Source organism: Nocardia sp. NPDC005825 (assembly GCF_040630175.1).
Classification (GTDB): domain Bacteria; phylum Actinomycetota; class Actinomycetes; order Mycobacteriales; family Mycobacteriaceae; genus Nocardia.
The window spans coordinates 783,535-802,101 of sequence record NZ_JBEXXC010000002.1 but is presented as its reverse complement, the minus strand read 5'-3'; the positions used below and the strand labels follow the sequence as shown (position 1 = coordinate 802,101).

General features: G+C 68.0%; 14 protein-coding genes and 1 riboswitch. Of the genes, 5 read left to right on the top strand and 9 right to left on the bottom strand.

The genetic code is table 11. The features are described 5' to 3' along the window. Window positions 1-153: 153 nt before the first annotated feature. Window positions 154-903 carry an SDR family NAD(P)-dependent oxidoreductase gene (locus ABZ382_RS08275; protein WP_357085684.1) on the top strand — a complete coding sequence of 250 codons (750 nt, stop codon included), beginning with the start codon at window positions 154-156 and terminating at the stop codon, window positions 901-903. Between the two features lie 13 nt (window positions 904-916). Here the strand turns inward: ABZ382_RS08275 and ABZ382_RS08270 are convergent, their stop codons facing one another. Beyond that, entirely contained in the window at window positions 917-3,670 is a 2,754-nt protein-coding gene (locus ABZ382_RS08270) for an AAA family ATPase (protein WP_357085682.1), read from the bottom strand. Window positions 3,671-4,019: 349 nt separating this feature from the next. Here ABZ382_RS08270 and ABZ382_RS08265 point away from each other — a divergent pair, with 349 nt between their 5' ends. Together ABZ382_RS08265 and ABZ382_RS08260 are read left to right on the top strand one after the other, a co-directional pair. Next, entirely contained in the window at window positions 4,020-4,742 is a 723-nt protein-coding gene (locus tag ABZ382_RS08265) for a sigma-70 family RNA polymerase sigma factor (RefSeq protein ID WP_357085680.1), read from the top strand. Window positions 4,743-4,872: 130 nt separating this feature from the next. Next, the gene (locus ABZ382_RS08260; RefSeq protein WP_357085678.1) at window positions 4,873-5,607 is read left to right on the top strand and encodes an alpha/beta hydrolase; all 735 of its coding nucleotides are present in this window, start codon (window positions 4,873-4,875) and stop codon (window positions 5,605-5,607) included. 150 nt (window positions 5,608-5,757) lie between these two features. On the opposite strand, the gene ABZ382_RS08255 is transcribed toward ABZ382_RS08260, so the two are convergent. From ABZ382_RS08255 to prpD, 3 genes are read right to left on the bottom strand one after another with little or no spacing between them, the layout of a single operon-like run. Continuing rightward, window positions 5,758-6,882 carry a bifunctional 2-methylcitrate synthase/citrate synthase gene (locus ABZ382_RS08255; RefSeq protein ID WP_357085676.1) on the bottom strand — a complete coding sequence of 375 codons (1,125 nt, stop codon included), beginning with the start codon at window positions 6,880-6,882 and terminating at the stop codon, window positions 5,758-5,760. After that, complete coding sequence (gene prpB, locus ABZ382_RS08250) at window positions 6,882-7,796, bottom strand: methylisocitrate lyase (RefSeq protein ID WP_357085674.1); 915 nt, start codon at window positions 7,794-7,796, stop codon at window positions 6,882-6,884. The genes ABZ382_RS08255 and prpB overlap by 1 nt, the downstream gene beginning before the upstream one ends. Further along, window positions 7,796-9,298 carry a 2-methylcitrate dehydratase PrpD gene (gene prpD / locus ABZ382_RS08245; RefSeq protein WP_357085672.1) on the bottom strand — a complete coding sequence of 501 codons (1,503 nt, stop codon included), beginning with the start codon at window positions 9,296-9,298 and terminating at the stop codon, window positions 7,796-7,798. Before prpD ends, prpB begins: the two co-directional genes overlap by 1 nt. Before the next feature lie 154 nt (window positions 9,299-9,452). Between prpD and ABZ382_RS08240 the strand changes: the two genes are divergently transcribed. Then, complete coding sequence (locus tag ABZ382_RS08240; RefSeq protein WP_357085670.1) at window positions 9,453-10,877, top strand: short-chain fatty acyl-CoA regulator family protein; 1,425 nt, start codon at window positions 9,453-9,455, stop codon at window positions 10,875-10,877. A 58-nt stretch (window positions 10,878-10,935) separates the two neighbouring features. On the opposite strand, the gene ABZ382_RS08235 is transcribed toward ABZ382_RS08240, so the two are convergent. The 4 genes from ABZ382_RS08235 to ABZ382_RS08220 all read right to left on the bottom strand — a co-directional run bounded on the left by ABZ382_RS08235 (window position 10,936) and on the right by ABZ382_RS08220 (window position 16,323). After that, the gene (locus ABZ382_RS08235) at window positions 10,936-11,907 is read right to left on the bottom strand and encodes a methylenetetrahydrofolate reductase (RefSeq protein WP_357085668.1); all 972 of its coding nucleotides are present in this window, start codon (window positions 11,905-11,907) and stop codon (window positions 10,936-10,938) included. 140 nt (window positions 11,908-12,047) lie between these two features. Beyond that, window positions 12,048-14,312 carry a 5-methyltetrahydropteroyltriglutamate--homocysteine S-methyltransferase gene (gene metE, locus ABZ382_RS08230; protein WP_357085666.1) on the bottom strand — a complete coding sequence of 755 codons (2,265 nt, stop codon included), beginning with the start codon at window positions 14,310-14,312 and terminating at the stop codon, window positions 12,048-12,050. Window positions 14,313-14,450: 138 nt separating this feature from the next. Next, a riboswitch (cobalamin riboswitch) is annotated at window positions 14,451-14,684 on the bottom strand. Window positions 14,685-14,846: 162 nt separating this feature from the next. Continuing rightward, on the bottom strand, window positions 14,847-15,611 hold the full coding sequence (locus tag ABZ382_RS08225) for a helical backbone metal receptor (RefSeq protein ID WP_357085664.1): 765 nt from the start codon (window positions 15,609-15,611) through the stop codon (window positions 14,847-14,849). A 148-nt stretch (window positions 15,612-15,759) separates the two neighbouring features. Beyond that, window positions 15,760-16,323: a GPP34 family phosphoprotein gene (locus tag ABZ382_RS08220; protein ID WP_357085662.1), complete on the bottom strand. Its 564-nt coding sequence runs from the start codon at window positions 16,321-16,323 to the stop codon at window positions 15,760-15,762. Between the two features lie 83 nt (window positions 16,324-16,406). Between ABZ382_RS08220 and ABZ382_RS08215 the strand changes: the two genes are divergently transcribed. Then, window positions 16,407-17,804, top strand: coding sequence for an ATP-binding protein (locus tag ABZ382_RS08215; protein WP_357085661.1), 1,398 nt, complete (start codon window positions 16,407-16,409; stop codon window positions 17,802-17,804). Here the strand turns inward: ABZ382_RS08215 and ABZ382_RS08210 are convergent. Further along, on the bottom strand, window positions 17,780-18,454 hold the full coding sequence (locus ABZ382_RS08210) for a response regulator transcription factor (RefSeq protein ID WP_357085659.1): 675 nt from the start codon (window positions 18,452-18,454) through the stop codon (window positions 17,780-17,782). The genes ABZ382_RS08215 and ABZ382_RS08210 overlap by 25 nt on opposite strands. Window positions 18,455-18,567: the final 113 nt, after the last annotated feature.

The window sequence follows — 18,567 nt, the reverse complement described above, 5'->3', positions numbered from 1 at the left end:
CGGGGCGGTCGCCGCGCGCCGGTCCCTGGTCCGAGAGAACCAGGGACTCTCCCGGGGGCGACCGGGGAGCCGGGCACGCGAATCTGAGCGTGTCGGCGCTGCGTGCCGATCGTCCTCGAATCAGGAAGTGAGGCAGTCATGTCAGATCGCCCGTTGAGCGGAGCCGTTGTGCTCGTGACCGGCGCCGGCGGCGGCATCGGGGCGGCGACCGCGCGCCGTCTGGCCCGCGAAGGCGCGGCCGTCGCACTGGTCGCCGGCCGTGGTGACCGGCTGGACCGTGTCGCGAGCGACCTCACCTCCGGGGGCGGCCGCGCCATCACGGTGGCGGCCGACATCACCGAACCCGCGCTGGCCTATCAGGCGGTCGAGGAGGCACACGAGCGGCTCGGACGATTGGATGTCGTGGTCAACAGCGCGGGTCTCATGGTGCTCGACACCGCGCTGCACGCACCCATCGAGGAATGGGACCGGATGATCTCGCTCAATGTGACGGCACTGGCGCACATCACCCATGCGGCACTGCCCTACCTGATCGATGCGGCCGCGACCTCGCCACGACGGGTGGCGGACCTGGTCAACGTGGGGTCCCTGGCCGGACGGATCGCGCGGCCGACCGGCAGCGTCTACAGCCTGACCAGGTTCGGTCTCCACGGGTTCACGGAATCGCTTCGGCAGGAACTGCTTTCGGACCGCGTGCGGGTCAGCGTGGTGGCGCCCGGGACCGTCGACACGAGCGTGCGGGACACCGACGGCACGGCATGGGACGCGGCGCGCCGGACCGCGGACCCGATGGCGGCGCTGCGTCCCGCGGATGTCGCCGACGCGATCGCCTACATCGTTACGCGCGAACGGCACGTGGCCGTCAATGAGATGGTGGTCCGGCCGGGCGGGCAAACCGGTTAGCGCAGCGGAGAATTCACGAATCCAGAGCGGCGCGCAGTTCTTTGCGGGAGGTGAGGTCCAGCTTCGTGAACACCTTGCGCAGATGCCACTCCACGGTGCGGGGACTGATGAACAGCTCCGCCCCGATCTCGGAGTTGGTCAAACCATCGCTCGCGAGCCGGGCGATCTGAACCTCCTGCGCGGTGAGAACGTCGCTCGCCTCGACACCGTGCCGGCGGACCGACTCCCCCGCTGCCGACAATTCGCGGCGGGCCCGCTCGGCGAAGGCATGGGCGCCGAACCGATGCAACATCTCGTAGGCGGTGCGCAGCTGCTCACGCGCCTCCGTACGCCGGTCCTCGCGTCGCAGCCACTCGCCGTACACCAGGTGGGTGCGGGCGAGATAGACGGCGATTCGGGTCCGCGACAGTCGTTCCAGGGCTTCGCGATACGACGTCTCTGCCGCGGCGCCCTCGCTGAGCAGCGCCTGTGATCGTGCCAGCATGCCGAGCGCCCAGTCGGTACCACTGGCCTGTGCGCGGCGCTCCAGCCGACCCAGTGCGGCGCGGGCGGCCGCCCGGTCGTCGGCTCGCACTCCGGCTTCCACCAACTCGGCGAGCGCATGCCCGACAGCCGCGAGATCGTCGTGCTCGCATGCCTTTTCCGCACTGTCGAGGGCGGCCTGGTACTGGCCCTGGCCGTTGTAGAGCACCGAGAGCAGGTAGCAGCCGGTGCCGATCGTTCGGCCCTCACCCCAGTCGGTGGCCTGTCCGAGCTTCGCCTCGATCAGCGCCGAGGCCTGGGGATCGGTGCCACGCCAGGCGACGAGCAACAGCACGGTGTAGCCGAGCGGTGAGTTGCCCGTCGCCGTCGTCAGATCCACGGCCTCCTCCACCAGTGCGGAGGCCACCCCGAATTCACCGGCGTGCAGGTGCACTGCCGCGAGGTAGGTCAGAGCCAGCGGCAGGAAGTTGAGCGCACCTGTCTCCCTTGCGGTTCGAACTGCCTGGGTGGTCAGTTCGTGCCAGGCCTCGTCGTCCCACAGGTCGGCGGCAGCGGGCCAGGTCAACCACAACCAACGCATGATGTCGTCATCGGCGGCGGCCCCACCGCGAAACGCCCGCAGTGCGTGACGCATCGGCTCCGCACCCGCGACGTAGCCGTCCGCGAAACGCGCCGCGAGCCCGCCGAGCAGCACGTCGACCGCCCGGGACCCGGACTCCGGCAGCGTCGTACGCGCGAGTTCCGCCACGGGGCGCGCCCCGTCGGGTCCGTTCAGCCTGCCCGCGAACACCGCGGATCCGATCGCCTCCAGGTAGATCTCGCGCGCCTGCTCCGGCGACGGAGCGTGCATTCGGCGAGCCGCGGCGACCAGCAGGGGCAGCGCTTCGCCGCCTCGCCTGCGCGCGAAGACAATTTGGGCGCGCAATCGCGCCAGTCGCGCCCGCTGAAACTCGTCCAGCGGTCCCATTTCCGCCGCCGCGAGCAGCTCCAGGGCTCCCTCCGGGCTGCCGGCTTCGAATGCGAACTGCGCCGCCTGCAGCGCTCTCGCTCCGCGGGTGCCCGGATCGGGCGTCAGGCCGGTCGCCCGGCGCAGGAACGCGGCCGCCGCCGCGACGCCGCCGCGAGCCCGGGCCCGAGCAGCGGAACGCTCGAGTTCGGCAGCTACTTCCTCATCGGGTTCGACTGTGGCGCTTGCCCGATGCCACGCTCGCCGGTCCGGGTCGGTGACCGGGTCCGTCTCCTCGGCCAGCGCGCGATGCACGTGCTGGCGTTCTCCCGGGTCCGCGGCACGATAGGCCGCCGAACGGACCAGTGGATGCCGGAACCGGACCTGCGCCCCGAACTCGATCAAACCGGCCCGCTCGGCAGCCGCCGCGGCGTCCGCTCCGGTACCGAGCCGTTCGACGACCCGTCGCAGCAGCGCCATATTCCCCGATGGTTCCGCCGCCGCTGCCAGCAGCAGTCGGCGCGCGGCGTCGGGCAGCGCATCGATCCGCCGCAGGAAGCTCTGTTCGATCTGGGTCACCACCGGCTGCACGTCCGGCCTGGCATACCCTCCCGCCAACTCCGCGTTGGTCAGTCCGCGGGGCAATTCGAGCAGGGCCAGCGGGTTACCACGGGCCTCGGCCACGATCCGATCGATGACGTCCGCATCGACGCGGCCCGGAATGACCGACTCCAGGAGCGCACGGGAGTCGTTGTCGCGCAAGCCCCGGATGACCAGTTCCGGCAGACCGGTGAGTGGATCCGCGCTCGGATCGGCTATCGGGGTGCGTTGGGCGAATACGAGCGCAACCCGCTCGGCCAGCAGTCGGCGCGCGACGAATGCCAAGGTTTGCGCGGATACCCGGTCGAGCCACTGCGCGTCGTCGATGACGCAGATCAACATCTGATCCTCGGCCGCCTCGGCCAGCAGGCTGAGCACCGCCAGCCCGACGAGGAACCGATCGGGGACGCCGCCCGTGCTCAATCCGAAGGCTACGGACAGCGCCTCCCGCTGCGGGGCCGGGAGACGATCGAGGCGGTCCATCATCGGCGCGCACAGCTGATGCAGACCGGCGAAGGCCAATTCCATCTGGGACTCGACGCCGGTGGCCCGGGCGACCTGGTAGCCCGCGGCGTTCCCGATCAGGTATTCGACCAGCGCTGTTTTCCCGATGCCCGCCTCACCACGAAGTACCAGCACCCGGCTTCTACCGGACTGCACGTCAGCGAGGACTCGATCCAGCGGCTCGCACTCGTTACGCCTGCCGCGCAACGGGTGCGCCCGATCGCTACTCGACATCACCACCACCGCTAGAAGGTTCTGCCCCGCCCGTGAGGGGCCAGCACATCCTTCCACCCGGTAACGACAGTCCGAAGATCCACCCGGGTGGCATCGGCCACAGCGGCGATACCTTCCTCGCATAACCGCTGGCCCGAGCCGAATGACGTCCCCAGCCCCGGGCCCCTGGGGGACGCGGGCATCGCGGGTCACGCGTCCCTGGCCGCCCGTGCCCAGGGGATTCGCCCGCGTTTTCCAAGGGCGCGATCGGCATTCACGGCGGGCAACGGTGGATGTGCGGCTCATCCGGGCCGTGCGTTCGATCGCCGAGACAGGTGGCGGTCGAGTCCACGATGAAGGGACGATCCCCATGCGCTCGACGACTATCACGGCCGTCATTCCCGAAGCCGACACCGTGCCCGAACCGGTACCGGGAGCGGATGGGTCGGCAACTGATTTCCATGGTCTGCGTCCGCGCCTGTTCGGTATCGCCTACCGAATGCTGGGACGGGTCGCCGATGCCGAGGACGTCGTACAGGATGTCTGGCTGCGCTGGCAGAACGCCGACCGCTCGCAGGTGCGGGACCGGGTGGCGTTCCTGGTGACGATCACCACGCGCCTGACCCTGAACGCCGCCGGCTCGGCTCGCGCCCGCCGCGAGATTCCCGTCGATCACTGGCTGCCGGGGCAGGCGCTCACCGCCGAGGATCCGTCGATGCTGAGCGAACGATCGACGGACCTCGAGAACGCGGTTCTGCTTCTCCTACAACGGTTGTCCCCGAACGAACGCGCGGTCTTCGTGCTGCGCGAGGCATTCGACTATCCGTTTCGCGACATCGCCGACCGTCTCGGAATCAGCGAGGCCAACGCCCGGCAAATGGCGCGACGAGCTCGCACCCACCTGGGACAGCCACGGCACGTGCCGGTACAGCGCACGGCCCGCGACCGATTGATGAAGGCGTTCCTCGCCGCCGCGCGAGACGGCGAGGTGGGCCATCTCGAACGACTGCTCACGAAGGACGCCATGTCCGCGCCCACCCGTGCGCGACATACCAGGTCGCCACGCGTGGAAGCCGCGGTGCCGACCGGATAGCCAGGCGGCACAAGCCATTTCTCCCCATCCGTCACGAAGTCACGGAGTCACCGGTCCTTGATCACAGGACACCGCAGAAGGGCACCCCGATGAACCGCATTCCACTGATCACCGACCGGAGGAAACCATGATGACCCAGCAACCGACAATCGTCCTCGTCCATGGCGCCTTCGCCGAATCCGCGAGCTGGTCCGGCGTGATCGAGCGCTTGCACGACCACAATTTCCAGGTCGTCGCGCTCGCCAACCCATTGCGCGGCCTGCCCGGCGACGCCGCGTATCTGCGCGATGTCCTCGCCGAGATCGACGCACCTGTCATCCTCGTCGGCCATTCCTACGGCGGCATGGTGATCACGGCGGCCGCCGCCGGGAACGCCAAGGTCACCGCCCTCGTCTACGTCTGCGCATTCGCGCCGGCGGCGGGAGAGTCCGCGCTCGAGCTGTCGACCAGATTTCCCGGCAGCACCCTGGGCGAGGCGCTCACCGCGTATCCGATCAGCCAGGGCGGCAACGAATTCGCCATCCGGTCAGAGGCGTTCCACCTCCAGTTCGCCGCCGACGTGTCCCAGGACCGGGCGGCCGTGATGAGCGCGACCCAGCGCCCGGTCACCGAGATCGCCCTCACCACAGGTCTGCCGACCATCATCCCCGCCTGGCAGGAGATCCCGTCGTGGTTCGTCTACGGCGACGCGGACCTCAACATCCCGGTCGCCCTGCACCGATTCATGGCCCACCGTGCCGGTGCGAAGGCGACCCACGAGGTCGCGGGGGCGTCCCACGCCCTCAGCGTCTCGCAGCCGGATGCGGTGACGGCATCGATCCTCGACGCCGCACGGGCGACGACGGGCGGCGCCGCTAGGCGATGACCAGCAGTAGATCGCCGCCGTCGACCTGTTGGATGGCACCGATGGCGATCCGTTCGATCACCCCGGCGCGCGGGGCGGTGATCGCGGCCTCCATCTGGACGGCCCGCACCGGTGAGTGCGGGCCGTCGGGAATGTCGAGCGCTGGGGCTGTCAGGCCACGACGGATCGCTGTGGGACGCCGACGTATTCGCTCAGCGGTCGGATCAGCGCGTTGGATTCACCCTGCTCGATGATGTGAGCGGTCCAGCCGGTGATGCGGGACATCACGAAGATCGGGGTGAACACCTCGATATCGAAACCGAGCAGGTAATACGCCGGGCCGGTCGGGAAGTCGAGGTTGGGCTTGATGCCGGTGGCCTCGTTCATGGTCTTCTCGAGGATCTCGTACATCTCGACCCACCGCCGGCCATCGGTCGCCGCGGCGATGTCCAGAAAGGCCTTCTTCATGGTGGGCACTCGAGAGTCACCGTTCTTGTAGACCCGGTGGCCGAAGCCCATCACCTTTTCCTTGCGGGACAGCTTGTTCCGCATCCACTCTGCGGCCGCTGCCGGATCGCCGATCGCGATCATGTCGTGCATGACCGCCTCGTTCGCGCCGCCGTGCAGCGGGCCCTTGAGCGCACCGATGGCCGCCGTGACCGCGCTGTAGATGTCCGAGAGCGTGGAGGTGACGACGCGGGCGGCGAAGGTGGAGGCGTTGAAGGAGTGCTCGGCGTACAGGATCAGCGACACCTCGAACGCCTTCACCAGCTCCGGCGCGGGTACCTTGCCGAAGCACATGTTCAGGAAGTTCTCGGCGAAGCCCAGATGCGAATGCGGCCCAATGGGTTCCAGGCCGTGCCGCTTACGGTGGTCGGCGGCGACGATGGTCGGCAGCACCGCCATCATGCGAAGTGCCTTGGCGCGGTTGGCCTTCGGGGAGTTGTCCCCTTCGGCGGGATCTTCCGCACCGAGCCAGCTGATGGCGGTGCGGACCACGTCCATCGGGTGGCAGTTGTCCGGCATTTTCGCGATGAGCGACAACAGCGAGCGGTCCACGCGGCGGGAGGCACGCTCCTGCTGCAGGAACTGCGCCAGCTGGGCGTCGTTCGGGAGTTCGCCGTACCAGAGCAGGTAGGCGACCTGCTCGAAACTGCAGTTGGCCGCCAGATCCTGGACCGCGTAGCCGCGGTAGGTCAGCGAGTTGGTTTCCGGCACCACCTTGGAGATAGCGGTGGTGTCGACGACGACGCCTGCGAGACCCTTGTAAATGGTCGGTATCGCGGTCTCCGTCATCATTGATTCCTTCCCAGGGTGAAATTGAAGATGTCGGAATCGAATTCGTTGTAACGCTCGTACTGCAGGAGTTCGTACAGGCGGCTGCGATGCTGCATCCGATCGAGCAGCCCGGCCTGCGTACCGGAGGCGAGGATCTCCCGCAGCCCGGTCTCGGCGGCGAACATCGCCAGCCGCAGCGTGGTCACCGGGTAGATGACCGCGTTGTAGCCGATCGACTCCAGCGTCGCCGCCGCGATGAGCTCGGACTTGCCGAACTCGGTCATATTGGCCAGCAGGGGAATCGACACCGCGGCCCGGAACTTCTCGAAGTCGGCCTCGGTGTTGAGGGCCTCGGTGAAGATCAGGTCCGCGCCCGCGTCGGTATACGCCTTCGCACGCTCGATCGCGGCGTCGATGCCTTCGATCCCCGCGGCGTCGGTGCGCGCGCAGATCACGAAGTTCGGGTCGCGGCGGGCGGCCACCGCCGCGCTCAGCCGCCGGACCATGTCCTCGGTGGGCACCACGGCCTTGCCGTCGAGGTGGCCGCAGCGCTTCGGATTGACCTGATCCTCGAGATGCAGGCCGGCGATGCCGGCGTCCTCCATCACCGTGACCGTGCGCGCCGCGCTCATCGGCTCACCGAATCCGGTGTCGGCGTCGATCAGCACCGGCAGGTCGGTGACCCGAGCGATCTGCTGGCCGCGCCCGGACACCTCGGTCAGCGTGGTGAGGCCGATGTCCGGCAGGCCCAGATCGGCGGACAGCACCGCGCCGGAGACGTAGACGCCCTCGAAGCCGATCTCCTGGATCAGCTTGGCCACCAATGGGTTGAACGCACCCGGGAAGCGCTGAATCGTGCCCGAGGACAGGCCGGCTCTGAACGCGGCGCGCTTGTCTGCGGCAGAGCTGTTGGCAGCGAGCAGGCCGGTCATCAGAACAGTCCCTTCGGCGACTTGGGCGCGCGGGCGAGCACATCCGACGAGACGGTGAAAGTGAGCTCCGACAGCTCATTCGCGGACAGCTCGCCCGCGCGCTGGACCACTTCGAGGAAGCGGTCCTGCTCGGCAGGCTCGACGACGCCCTCGGCCAGGGTCCGGAACTTGGTGATGTACTGATCGCGGGCGAAGGGACGCGTACCCAGCGGGTGGGCGTCGGCGACGGCCAGCTCGTCCACGATGACCTCACCGCTCTTCAGCGTGACCTCGGCGCGCGCGCCGAACGCCTTCTCATTCGGGTCGGTCGAGTGGTAGCGGCGCGTCCATTCCGGGTCCTCGGCGGTGGAGATCTTGTTCCACAGCGCGATGGTGTCCGGGCGCTGCGCGCGCTCGGGCGCGTAGGAGCGCTCGTGATGCCAGGCGCCGTCCTGCAGCGCGACCGCGAAGATGTACATGATCGAGTGGTCGAGGGTTTCGCGAGAAGCCTTGGGGTCGAACTTCTGCGGATCGTTCGAGCCGGTGCCGATCACGTAGTGGGTGTGATGGCTGGTGTGCAGCACGATCGTGGCGATCTGCTCCAGGTCGCCGATCCGCTCGCGCAGGCGGAACGCCAGATCGATCGGGGCTTGACTCTGGTACTCGGCCGAGTGCTCCTTGGTGTAGGTGTCGAGGATGCCGCGCTTGGGCTCGCCCGGACCCGGTAGCGGGACAGAGTATTCGGCGTTCGGGCCGCCGAGCAGCCAGGCGATCACGCCGTCCTCGCCCTCCCAGATCGGCGACGGCGCGCCCTCGCCACGCATGGCGCGGTCCACGGCTTCCACGGCCATCTTGCCCGCGAAGGCGGGGGCGTAGGCCTTCCAGCTGGAGATCTCGCCCTTGCGGGACTGCCGGGTAGCGGTGGTGGTGTGCAGGGCCTGGCCGATGGCCTGGTAGATGGTCTCGGTGTCGAGGCCGAGCAGGGTGCCGATACCCGCGGCCGCTGACGGGCCCAGGTGGGCGACGTGATCGATCTTGTGCTCGTGCAGGCAGATCGCGCGGACCAGATCGACCTGGATCTCGTAACCCGTTGCCAGACCGCGGATCAGGTCACGGCCGCTGCGGCCGGTGTGCTGGGCGACGGCCAGGATGGACGGGATGTTGTCACCCGGGTGCGAGTACTCCGCGGCCAGGAAGGTGTCGTGGAAGTCCAGCTCACGCACCGCGACCCCATTGGCCCAGGCGGCCCACTCCGGCGAGAAGCGGCCCTCGACCCCGAAGACGGTGGCGCCGGGCTGGTACGGGTGCGTCATCGCCTGGGCGCGGGCATTGGCGACCGGGCGGCGGGTGAGGGAGGCCGCGGCGACCGCGGCATTGTCGATGATCCGGTTGACGATCATCTCTTCGGTCTCCGGAGCAACCTCCACAGCGTCCGCGGCGACTTCGGCGATCCGCCACGCCAGGTGCTCCTCGCGAGGGAAATCCTCGGCGGAGCGGTGGGTGCGGACGAGATGGTTCTTCACTGTCGAAGTCCTCCAAGTGTCGTGTTTCACCGGTACATTTCGCACGCTACACAGCACAGTGAGCGGCGGAAATCCCCCGCAAATGCCTAATTTTGTGGAAACGGTTCTGTAAAACTGTGAAAGTTGTAAACGTTGTGCTTGCTAGATTGAAGCCATGCAGAAGATGTACGCGGGAGCACGGTTGCGTTCGCTGCGTGAACAACGCGGGCTCTCCCAGTCGGCGATGGCCAAAGCGCTGGAGCTTTCTGTCAGCTACATCAATCAGCTCGAACACGACCAGCGGCCGATGACCTTGCCGGTGCTGCTGCGCCTCAATGCGCGCTTCGATCTGGACATGGGCTTCTTCGCCGCCGACACCGACGCGCGGCTCATCGCCGACCTGCAGGATGTCTTCGCGGAGGATCCCGATGGCGCGTCCATCACCAACGCCGAGATGGACGATCTGATCGCCCGTGTCCCGGCAGCCGCGCGCATGCTCGTGGGCCTGCATCGGCGGCTCCGTGGCGCGACGGAGCAGATGGAACGCTTCTCGGCCGGAATCGACGGCGCCGCAACCGATTCCACCAGCGCCATGCCTTACGAGGATGTGCGTGACTATTTCTACGATCGCCGCAATCACATACCCGCGCTCGATGGCGCGGCCGAGGAACTGTTCGCGGGCAACGGATTGACGCTAGGCGGGCTCGATCTGCAATTGACTCGACTGTTGCGGGACCGGCACGACATCACGGTGGTGATCCGCACCGACGACCCGGCGCGCCCGGGGCCCAAGCGGCGCTACGACCCGGAGTCGCGGGTACTCACCATCGCCCGCCGGCTCTCCGCGGGCCAACGAGCCTTTCAGATGGCGACGCAGCTGGCTTTTCTCACCCAGGCCGCGCCCATCGACGACCTCATCGAGGAGGCCGAGACCATGCCCGAGCAGTCACGCGGACTGCTGCGTATCGGGTTGGCCAACTATTTCGCCGGGGCGTTGATCCTGCCCTACACCGAGTTCTGGAATTCGGCCGAAGCGCTGCGATACGACATCGAATTGCTGGCCGCGAAGTTCGAGGTCGGCTTCGAGACGGTGTGTCACCGCCTGTCGACCCTGCAGCGGCCCGGCAAGCGCGGGGTGCCGTTCTTCTTCGTCCGCACCGATCGCGCCGGGAACATCTCGAAACGCCAGTCCGCCACCGCCTTCCACTTTTCCCGGGTTGGTGGCAGCTGCCCGCTGTGGGTGGTGCACGAAGCGTTCTCCACTCCCGGCAGCATCCGCACCCAGATCGCCCAGATGCCCGACGGCCGAAACTATCTGTGGCTGGCCCGCACCACCGACGAGAAGACGCCCGGATTTCTTTCTGCCAAAAGGGATTTCGCGATCGGACTGGGCTGCGATCTGGCCTATGCCGACAAATTGGTCTACTCTCACGGCCTGCCCATCGACGACCCGCGCACCGCCGTCCCGATCGGCGCGGGCTGCAAGGTCTGCGAGCGCACCGACTGCGCACAGCGCGCCTTCCCGCAGCTGGGCCGCCCGATCCGGGTGGATGACAACAGCTCCCAGAACATCCCGTACGTGCCCACGACGATCGACTGACGCCCGTGCAGGTCCACCGCACCGTCCGACCCGCCCGGCGTCATTATCGCCGGCCCGTTCAGGCGATCTTCGGTGCGGCGGTGACCCGGTAGCCGAGGTTGGTCAGCACCTCGGTGGTCGCCTTCGCGAAGTTCAGCGTGATGAAGTGCAGGCAGGGCGCGCCCTCGTCGATGAGACGCTGAGCGATCTCGGTGGCGATCTCGATTCCGGCTGCCCGGACCGCGGCGCGGTTCTCCTCCGGGCCGTCACCGGCGGCCTTGTGCAGTCGATCCAGGACGGCGGCGGGAAGTTCACGACCGGACAGTTCGACCGCGCGCCGCACCGTGCGCAGCGAGGTGATGGGCATCAGTTCCGGGATGATCGGCTTCGCGCCCTGCACCGGATCGTGCGCGGCGACCCGGTCGCGCAGGCGCAGGTAGTGTTCGGGGTCGAAGAACATCTGGGTGATCGAATAGTCCGCCCCCGCACGGAGTTTGGCGACCAGGAACGCCGTGTCGGAGTCCAGGTCCGGGGATCGATGGTGGCCCTGCGGGAACGACGCCACACCGACGTTGAAATCCCCGAGGTCGCGTACGATGCGCACCAATTCGTCGGCATACTCGACCCCTTCGGGATGCTTGCGCCAGGCGCCGAGCGGATCGCCCGGCGGATCGCCGCGCAGCACGAGCATGTTGCGGATCCCGCAGTCGGCGTACGAACCGACGAGAGCACGCAATTCGGCGACGCTGTGGCCGACAGCGGTCAGGTGCGCGACCGGTAGCAGGGTGGTCTGCTGGGACAGCTGACCGGTGATACGCGCGGTGCGTTCCTTGGTGGAGCCGCCCGCGCCATAGGTCATGGAGACGAAAGCCGGGTGCATGCGCTCGAATTCGCGCACTGTGCGCCACAGCCGGGCCTCCCCCTCGGCGTCGCGTGGCGGGTTGAACTCCACAGAGAAGGGCACGCGCGGACCGGAGTGGACACGCAGGCTGTCGACGACCGAACGGACACCGGTCGCGGGTGGGGATTTACGCGCGAGCCTGCCTGCCATCGCATGTTCCTCCGGGTGTGGGTAACGCATACTCGCCTTGCAATCAGTGTGGATGGATACGACCTGTCGTGGTGTCCGCATGACTGACACCACGACAGGTTTCGACGCGAACCGCGGCGGCCGACGTCAGACGATGACCGTCAGCGCAGGGCCTTGGCCGCGTCGACCATGTTGTGCAGCGAGGCGGTCACTTCCTCGGTCCGACGGGTTTTCAGGCCGCAGTCCGGGTTGACCCAGAGGCGTTCGGCAGGAACGGCTTTCAGAGCCAGAGCGAGGGACTTCTCGATCTCCTCCGCACCGGGCACGCGCGGCGAGTGGATGTCGTAGACGCCCGGGCCCACACCCAGGTCGAATCCCGCGGCATTGAGGTCGTCGAGGACCTCCATGTGCGAGCGGGCCGCCTCGATGGAGGTGACGTCGGCATCCAACCCCGCAATGGCTCCGATCACCTCGCCGAACTCCGAATAGCACAGGTGCGTGTGGATCTGGGTGCCGTCCGCGACACCCGAGGTGGACAGCCGGAACGCGTCCACCGCCCACTCCAGGTAGGCGGCCTGCTCGGCCTTGCGCAACGGGAGCAGCTCTCGCAGGGCCGGCTCGTCCACCTGGATGATGCGGATGCCCGCGGCCTCGAGGTCCACCGTCTCGTCACGAATGGCCAGGGCGATCTGGCGCGCGGTGTCGGCCAGCGGCTGATCGTCGCGGATGAACGACCAAGCCAGAATGGTCACCGGACCGGTGAGCATGCCCTTGACCAGTTTGTCGGTCAGCGACTGCGCGTACGTGCTCCAGCGGACGGTCATGACCTCGGGGCGTACGACGTCGCCGTACACGATCGGCGGGCGCACGCAACGGGTGCCGTAGGACTGCACCCAGCCGTTGCTCGTGGCCGCGAAACCATCGAGCTGCTCGGCGAAATACTGCACCATGTCGTTGCGCTCCGGCTCACCGTGCACCAGCACGTCGAGACCGATCTCCTCCTGCAGCGCAATGACTTCCGCGATCTCGGCCTGCATCCGCGAGTCGTACTCGGCCTGATCGATCTCACCCTTGCGCAGCTCCGCGCGTGCCACCCGGATACGGCTGGTCTGCGGGAACGAACCGATGGTGGTGGTCGGCAGCAGCGGCAGATTCAGCTCGGCCTGCTGCACGGCGCGCCGCGCGTCGGCCGGAGCACGACGAATCGCGTCCGCGGTCAGACTCCCCAGGCGGTCGCGCACCGACTCGACCCGCAGGCGCGGATCCGCCTTGCGGTCGGTCACCGCGGTGCGGGCGACCTCCAGTTCACCGGCCACAGCCTGCTCACCCTCGGTGAGAGCGGTTGCCAGCACACGGATTTCGGCGATCTTCTCCTCCCCGAACGCGAGCCAGCTGCGCAGCCGTTCGTCCAGGTCGGTCTCGGGGGCGAGGCTGTAGGGCACGTGCAGCAGCGAGCAGGAACTCGACACCGCCACCGTCACGCCGGCCTCGCGGATCCGAGTCAGCCGCGGCAGCGCGTGGTCGGGATCGACGCGCCACACGTTGTGGCCGTCGACGACACCGGCGACGATCAGCTTGTTGGTGATCAGCTGCGCGGCCGCTACATCTGTGTCGCCGCCAGCGACGAAATCGACGGCGATACCCTCGATGGCGGTCGCCGCCAGCGCGGGCAGCGTGCCTCCGAGGCTGCCGAAGTAGGTCGCCACCAGGATCGACGGCCGGGCCGCCACTTCCGAGAGCCGCTGGTAGGTGGTGCGCACCGCGCTCAGTTCGGTGACGGTCAGGTCGGTGACCAACGACGGCTCGTCGATCTGCACCCACGTCGCGCCCGCCTCGGCCAGCAGGCCCAGCAGTTGCTCGTAGAGCGGCAGCAGGTCGGGCAGGCGGTCGAGCAGATTGCTGCCGTCCAGCGACTTGGCCACCTCGAGGAAGGTGATCGGGCCGACGATCACCGGACGGGCCGGAACGCCCAGCGCCAAAGCCTCTTTCAGTTCGGCGAGCGGCTTCTCCGGGTGCAGCGAGAACGTCGTGTCGGCCGCGAGCTCGGGCACCAGATAGTGGTAGTTGGTGTCGAACCACTTGGTCATCTCGAGCGGCGCGACCTCGGCGTTGCCGCGGGCGGCCGCGAAGTAGCGGTCCAGCTCGTCGGTGATCCCGGCGACCCGCTCGGGCAGCGCGCCCAGCAGGACGGCGGTGTCGAGCACCTGGTCGTAGTACGAGAAGGTGCCCACCGGAACGGAATCCAGCCCGGCGTCCCGGGCGGCGGTGAGCTGCTCGGTGCGCAGCTCCTTCGCCACCTGGTGCAGGCCGGCGGCATCGAGCCGGCCCGCCCAATAGGATTCGATCGCGCGCTTGAGCTCCCGGTTCGGACCGATACGCGGCAGCCCCAGCACTGTGGCGGTGAAAGTGTTGTCAGGGTTCAACATCGAATGAACTCCATAGTCAGCAGCCAGTGACCGCCGCCCATTACGAGCGCACGCTGAAGGAGCCCATAGCAGCATCATCCCGTGCCCGGGGCCCACTCGGCGTACCGCCCAATCCACGAGGCGACGACCGCCGGATACGGCGTATCCGGCACAACGGGCAGGTCTTCGGACTCATGGGCACCGCCCAGAACGGGCGACCCGGCGCTCCAGGCCCGGGCTGGTCCTACTGACCGTCGCTTCCCAGGCATCACTCAATGCGCCCAGTGCGAATGACGGCTGTCGTTCCCACTTACCGCTGCGGGACAGTCCCGGATTTCCACCGGGTTCCCTCTCACCCCACGGCGCCTAGGCACCGCTGGGCTTCGACGCCGTCAGGTCGGATCAGGGGCTCCTCGACTCCGCCTCCGGCGAACCAGCTGCGTTGGCGAATATAGCCAATCGCGATGGCAAAGCAAAAGGCGGGTCCACTCCCATCCCAAGGGCTGGACCCGCCTGGCGATTGTTCGCGATGTCAGAAGCCGAGGAAGTGGCGGCTTACACCAACGGTTCGGACAGTTGCCGAGCCAGTACCTGCCTTGCCTCCACGAGTGAGGGGCCGTACCACGTCAGGTAGCGACCATCGACCAGGGCGACGGGAGTTCCCGGAAACGCCTCGGGCCCATCGGTTTCCGTGAACCGATAGGGCTCGTCCGGGAGCACGGCGAGTTCGATTCCCGCCGTCAGCTCGCGCTCCGACACCCTCGGATAGCGCTGCGGACCCTGCGCATGCACCAGCCGCAACCCGAGCCGGCCCGCCAGATCCCCGGTGAAGGTATCTCGGCCCACCACCATCCACGGGTCGCGCCAGACGGCGATGACCGCCGCCCGTTCCGGCTGCGGCGGCGGAGCAGCCCACACCCGCCCGGCGCGGCCCAGCCAGTCCGGCACCCCGGTACCCAGCGCGACGGCGAAAAGACGTTCCATCGACGCCAGCGCTTGCGGCAGAGTGCGAATCGTGGTCACCCACACGGCAATTCCCGCCGCCCGTAATCGATCGACGTCGATACGCCGATTCTCCTCCTCGTTGCACACCACCAGATCGGGTGCGATCGCGATGATCCGGCGCACATCCGGATTCTTGGTCCCCCGCACCCGGTCGACCGACAGATCCACCGGATGCGTGCACCAGTCGGTGGCGCCCACCAGCAGCCCGGGCGCGGTCACAGCGATCGCCTCGGTCAATGACGGAACCAGCGACACCACCCGTTTCACCGGATATGCCACCGGCACCACCGCGCCGAGGTCATCGACGAGGTCCACGATCAACCAGCGTAGTCACCAGCATGCGGGTGACACGGATGCTCAGCCGACGCTGCCTGTGGAGCCGCAGCCGCGCCAGGGCGACGGGGCAGGCGCGCCCGCCGGAGCCGACTCGACAGTGACCGTCAAGGTCTTCACACTCCGGCCCTCATGCGGCTCCTGTGTAGATCCCGGCCTGGGCAATGCAGACCGCTCTCTTGACGTGTTCGGCTGCGGCAGTCGATATGTAGCGGTATTCGTACGCTCGGGCGGCGCGTTCGACGAGTTCCGGTGACCATCCCGCGCAGTAGGCGTCGGTGGCGCGAATCGTCGACAGCAGCACGATCAGCGCTTCGGTGTGCCGGTCCACGCGCAAAGAGTCCAGCAGTGCGCGCCGAACAGCGGTGCGCAGGCGTCGTTTTCCTCTCGCGTCGGCGGTCGGGAAGGCATCGACGGCGAACATGCCGAGTCGGCGAACACGGGCTCGGCGAACCTTTCCCGCGTCGACCAGCCTGCACAGCAAGGATTCCCGTAGCCCGCGGCCAGTGTGGAATTCGCGCGGAAGCGCGACGCATGACGTTTCGACTCCGAGGTGGTCCGGGTCGGGGCCGGTCGCCTCGAGCAGGATCGCGCCGGCCAGGAGGCGGTCGATCACCGGGCGGGCGAGCAGAGCTCGGCCGGTGTCGTCATCGTGCAGCAGCCACAGCAAGTCCTCGGCGATCAGCGATGTCATGGCGGCCACGCTGCCAGCGGCTCGCTGTGAACACGCTGAGAGGAAGCGGCGTCGAAGCAGGCACTGCCTGCATGATGGCGGGCATGGTTGACATGTCGGTCCTGTGGCGGCCTGCCCGGTGGGGATTGCGCGCGCGGTCCGCGGTGCTGAGCACCGCGGTCTTGGCCGTGGTGTTCGGGCTCGGCGCACTGGCGGCCTTGTGGGTCATCTATCGCTCGACGCTCGAGGCAGTCGACTCGACCGCGGCCGCCCGGGCGAGCGAGCTGGCCGGGCAGCTAGCCCAGCTCTCACCGGCGCAGGTCGACGACGCACTGTTCGCGCACGACCGGGTCGTGATGGCTGTGCAGGTGCTCGACAGCCGAGGTGAGGTCGTGCGGGCGTCCGCCGATACCGCGAGTACGCCGCTGCTCACTCCGCTACCGGAGACGGTCACCGGGCGGGAGGTGCCCGGTCTCGACGACGTGCGGGCGGCGACGCGCACCGTCTCGGGCGGTCACGGCACCTATACGGTGCTGGTCGCCGTCAGCAACGAGGAGGCCGAGGAGACCGTCCGCAATGTCGCGATCGTGATCGGCGTGGTCGCACCCTTGGTGCTCCTGGCGTCCGCGGCAGCCACGTACGCGCTGGTCGGGAGGTCGTTGACCTCGGTGGACGCCATCCGCAGCCAGGTCGCCGCGATCGACGCCAACCGGCTCGGCGACCGGGTGCCGGTGCCGGTGGCCACCGACGAGATCGCCCAACTGGCGGTCACCATGAACGCCATGCTGGACCGGATCCAAGCCGCCGACACCGCCCAACGGCAGTTCATCGCCGATGCCTCCCACGAGTTGCGCAGTCCGCTGGCCACCGTGATCGCCGCGCTCGAGCTCGGCATCGACCACCCCGGCATGCTCGACGCCGACATGATCCGCGCCACCGCCATGCCCGAAGCCCAACGCATCCGCCAACTCGTCGAGGACATGCTGACCCTGGCCGCCGCCGACGAGAACCGGCTGCACCTGATCACCGTCGACGTCGACCTCGACGACCTTGCCGCCGCCACGGTCGCCACGCTGCGTCACGATCACCCGCTGCTCCAGGTGGCGGCTACATTCAACCCCGCGCGCGTCCTCGGGGACCCGAACGCGCTGCAGCGGGCGATCCGCAACCTCACCGACAACGCCGCGGTGCACGCGCGCACCCGCGTCACCGTGACCGTCGATTCCGACCCTTCGGCCCGAACGGCCCGAGTGGTCGTCGATGACGACGGGCCTGGCATCCCCCGGTCCGAACGCACACGGGTGTTCCAACGATTCGTTCGCCTCGAAGACGATCGCGCCCGCATCTCGGGAGGAACCGGTCTGGGGCTGGCGATCGTCGCGGAAATCGTTCGCGCACATAAGGGTTCGGTTCGCATCGAGGAATCACCGCTGGGCGGCGCGCGGCTGGTCGTGGAGCTGCCGCTGGGTGACGAGGTTCAACCGGACTCGGTGAACCGGTAGCCGACCCCGCGACGGGTTTCGATGCTGGCACGCCGGAACGGGGTGTCGACCTTGCGCCGGAGATAACCGATGTAGACCTCGACGACGTTCTCGGGACCCTCGTAGTTGGCGTCCCACACGTTGCGCAGGATCTCGGTCTTGGTGAGCACAACTTCCTTGCGGCGCATCAGGAATTCGAGCAGCCCGAATTCACGGGGCGTCAAGTTGATGTCGGCTTCACCTCGCCGCACCGTGCGCTGGGAGGGATCCAGGGTGAGGTCACCGACACGCAGGATCGGGTCCTGCTGAGGGACACGGCGACGCAGCAGCGCCCGCAACCGGGCGACGAGGACCACGAACGAGAACGGTTTGCTCAGGTAGTCGTCGGCGCCCAGGTCCAGGGCGTCGGCGATCTCGTGGTCGCCGTTCTTGGCCGTCAGCATCAGTACCGGCGTGCTGGTGTCGCGGGCGCGGATGGCGCGCAGTACCTGATAGCCGGTCGCGCCGGGCAACATGATGTCCAGGATGATGACGTCGAACTGTTCCTGCTCAGCGAGTTCGATGCCTTCGAGGCCGGTCGTCGCAACGCTGACAACGAACCGTTCCAGCCCCAGCCCCCGCACGATCGTTTCGGCGAGGCGGGCTTCGTCTTCGACCAGCAAGACCCTCATCGGCGGGGGTCACTCCTCTCGTGTGCACCTGCGGTCGAGCTTCGAACAGGCGCTCAGCCCCATTCCATCATGGTGTCCCGTCGCGGCCAGCGCGCCTGTCGCCTCACCGGCAG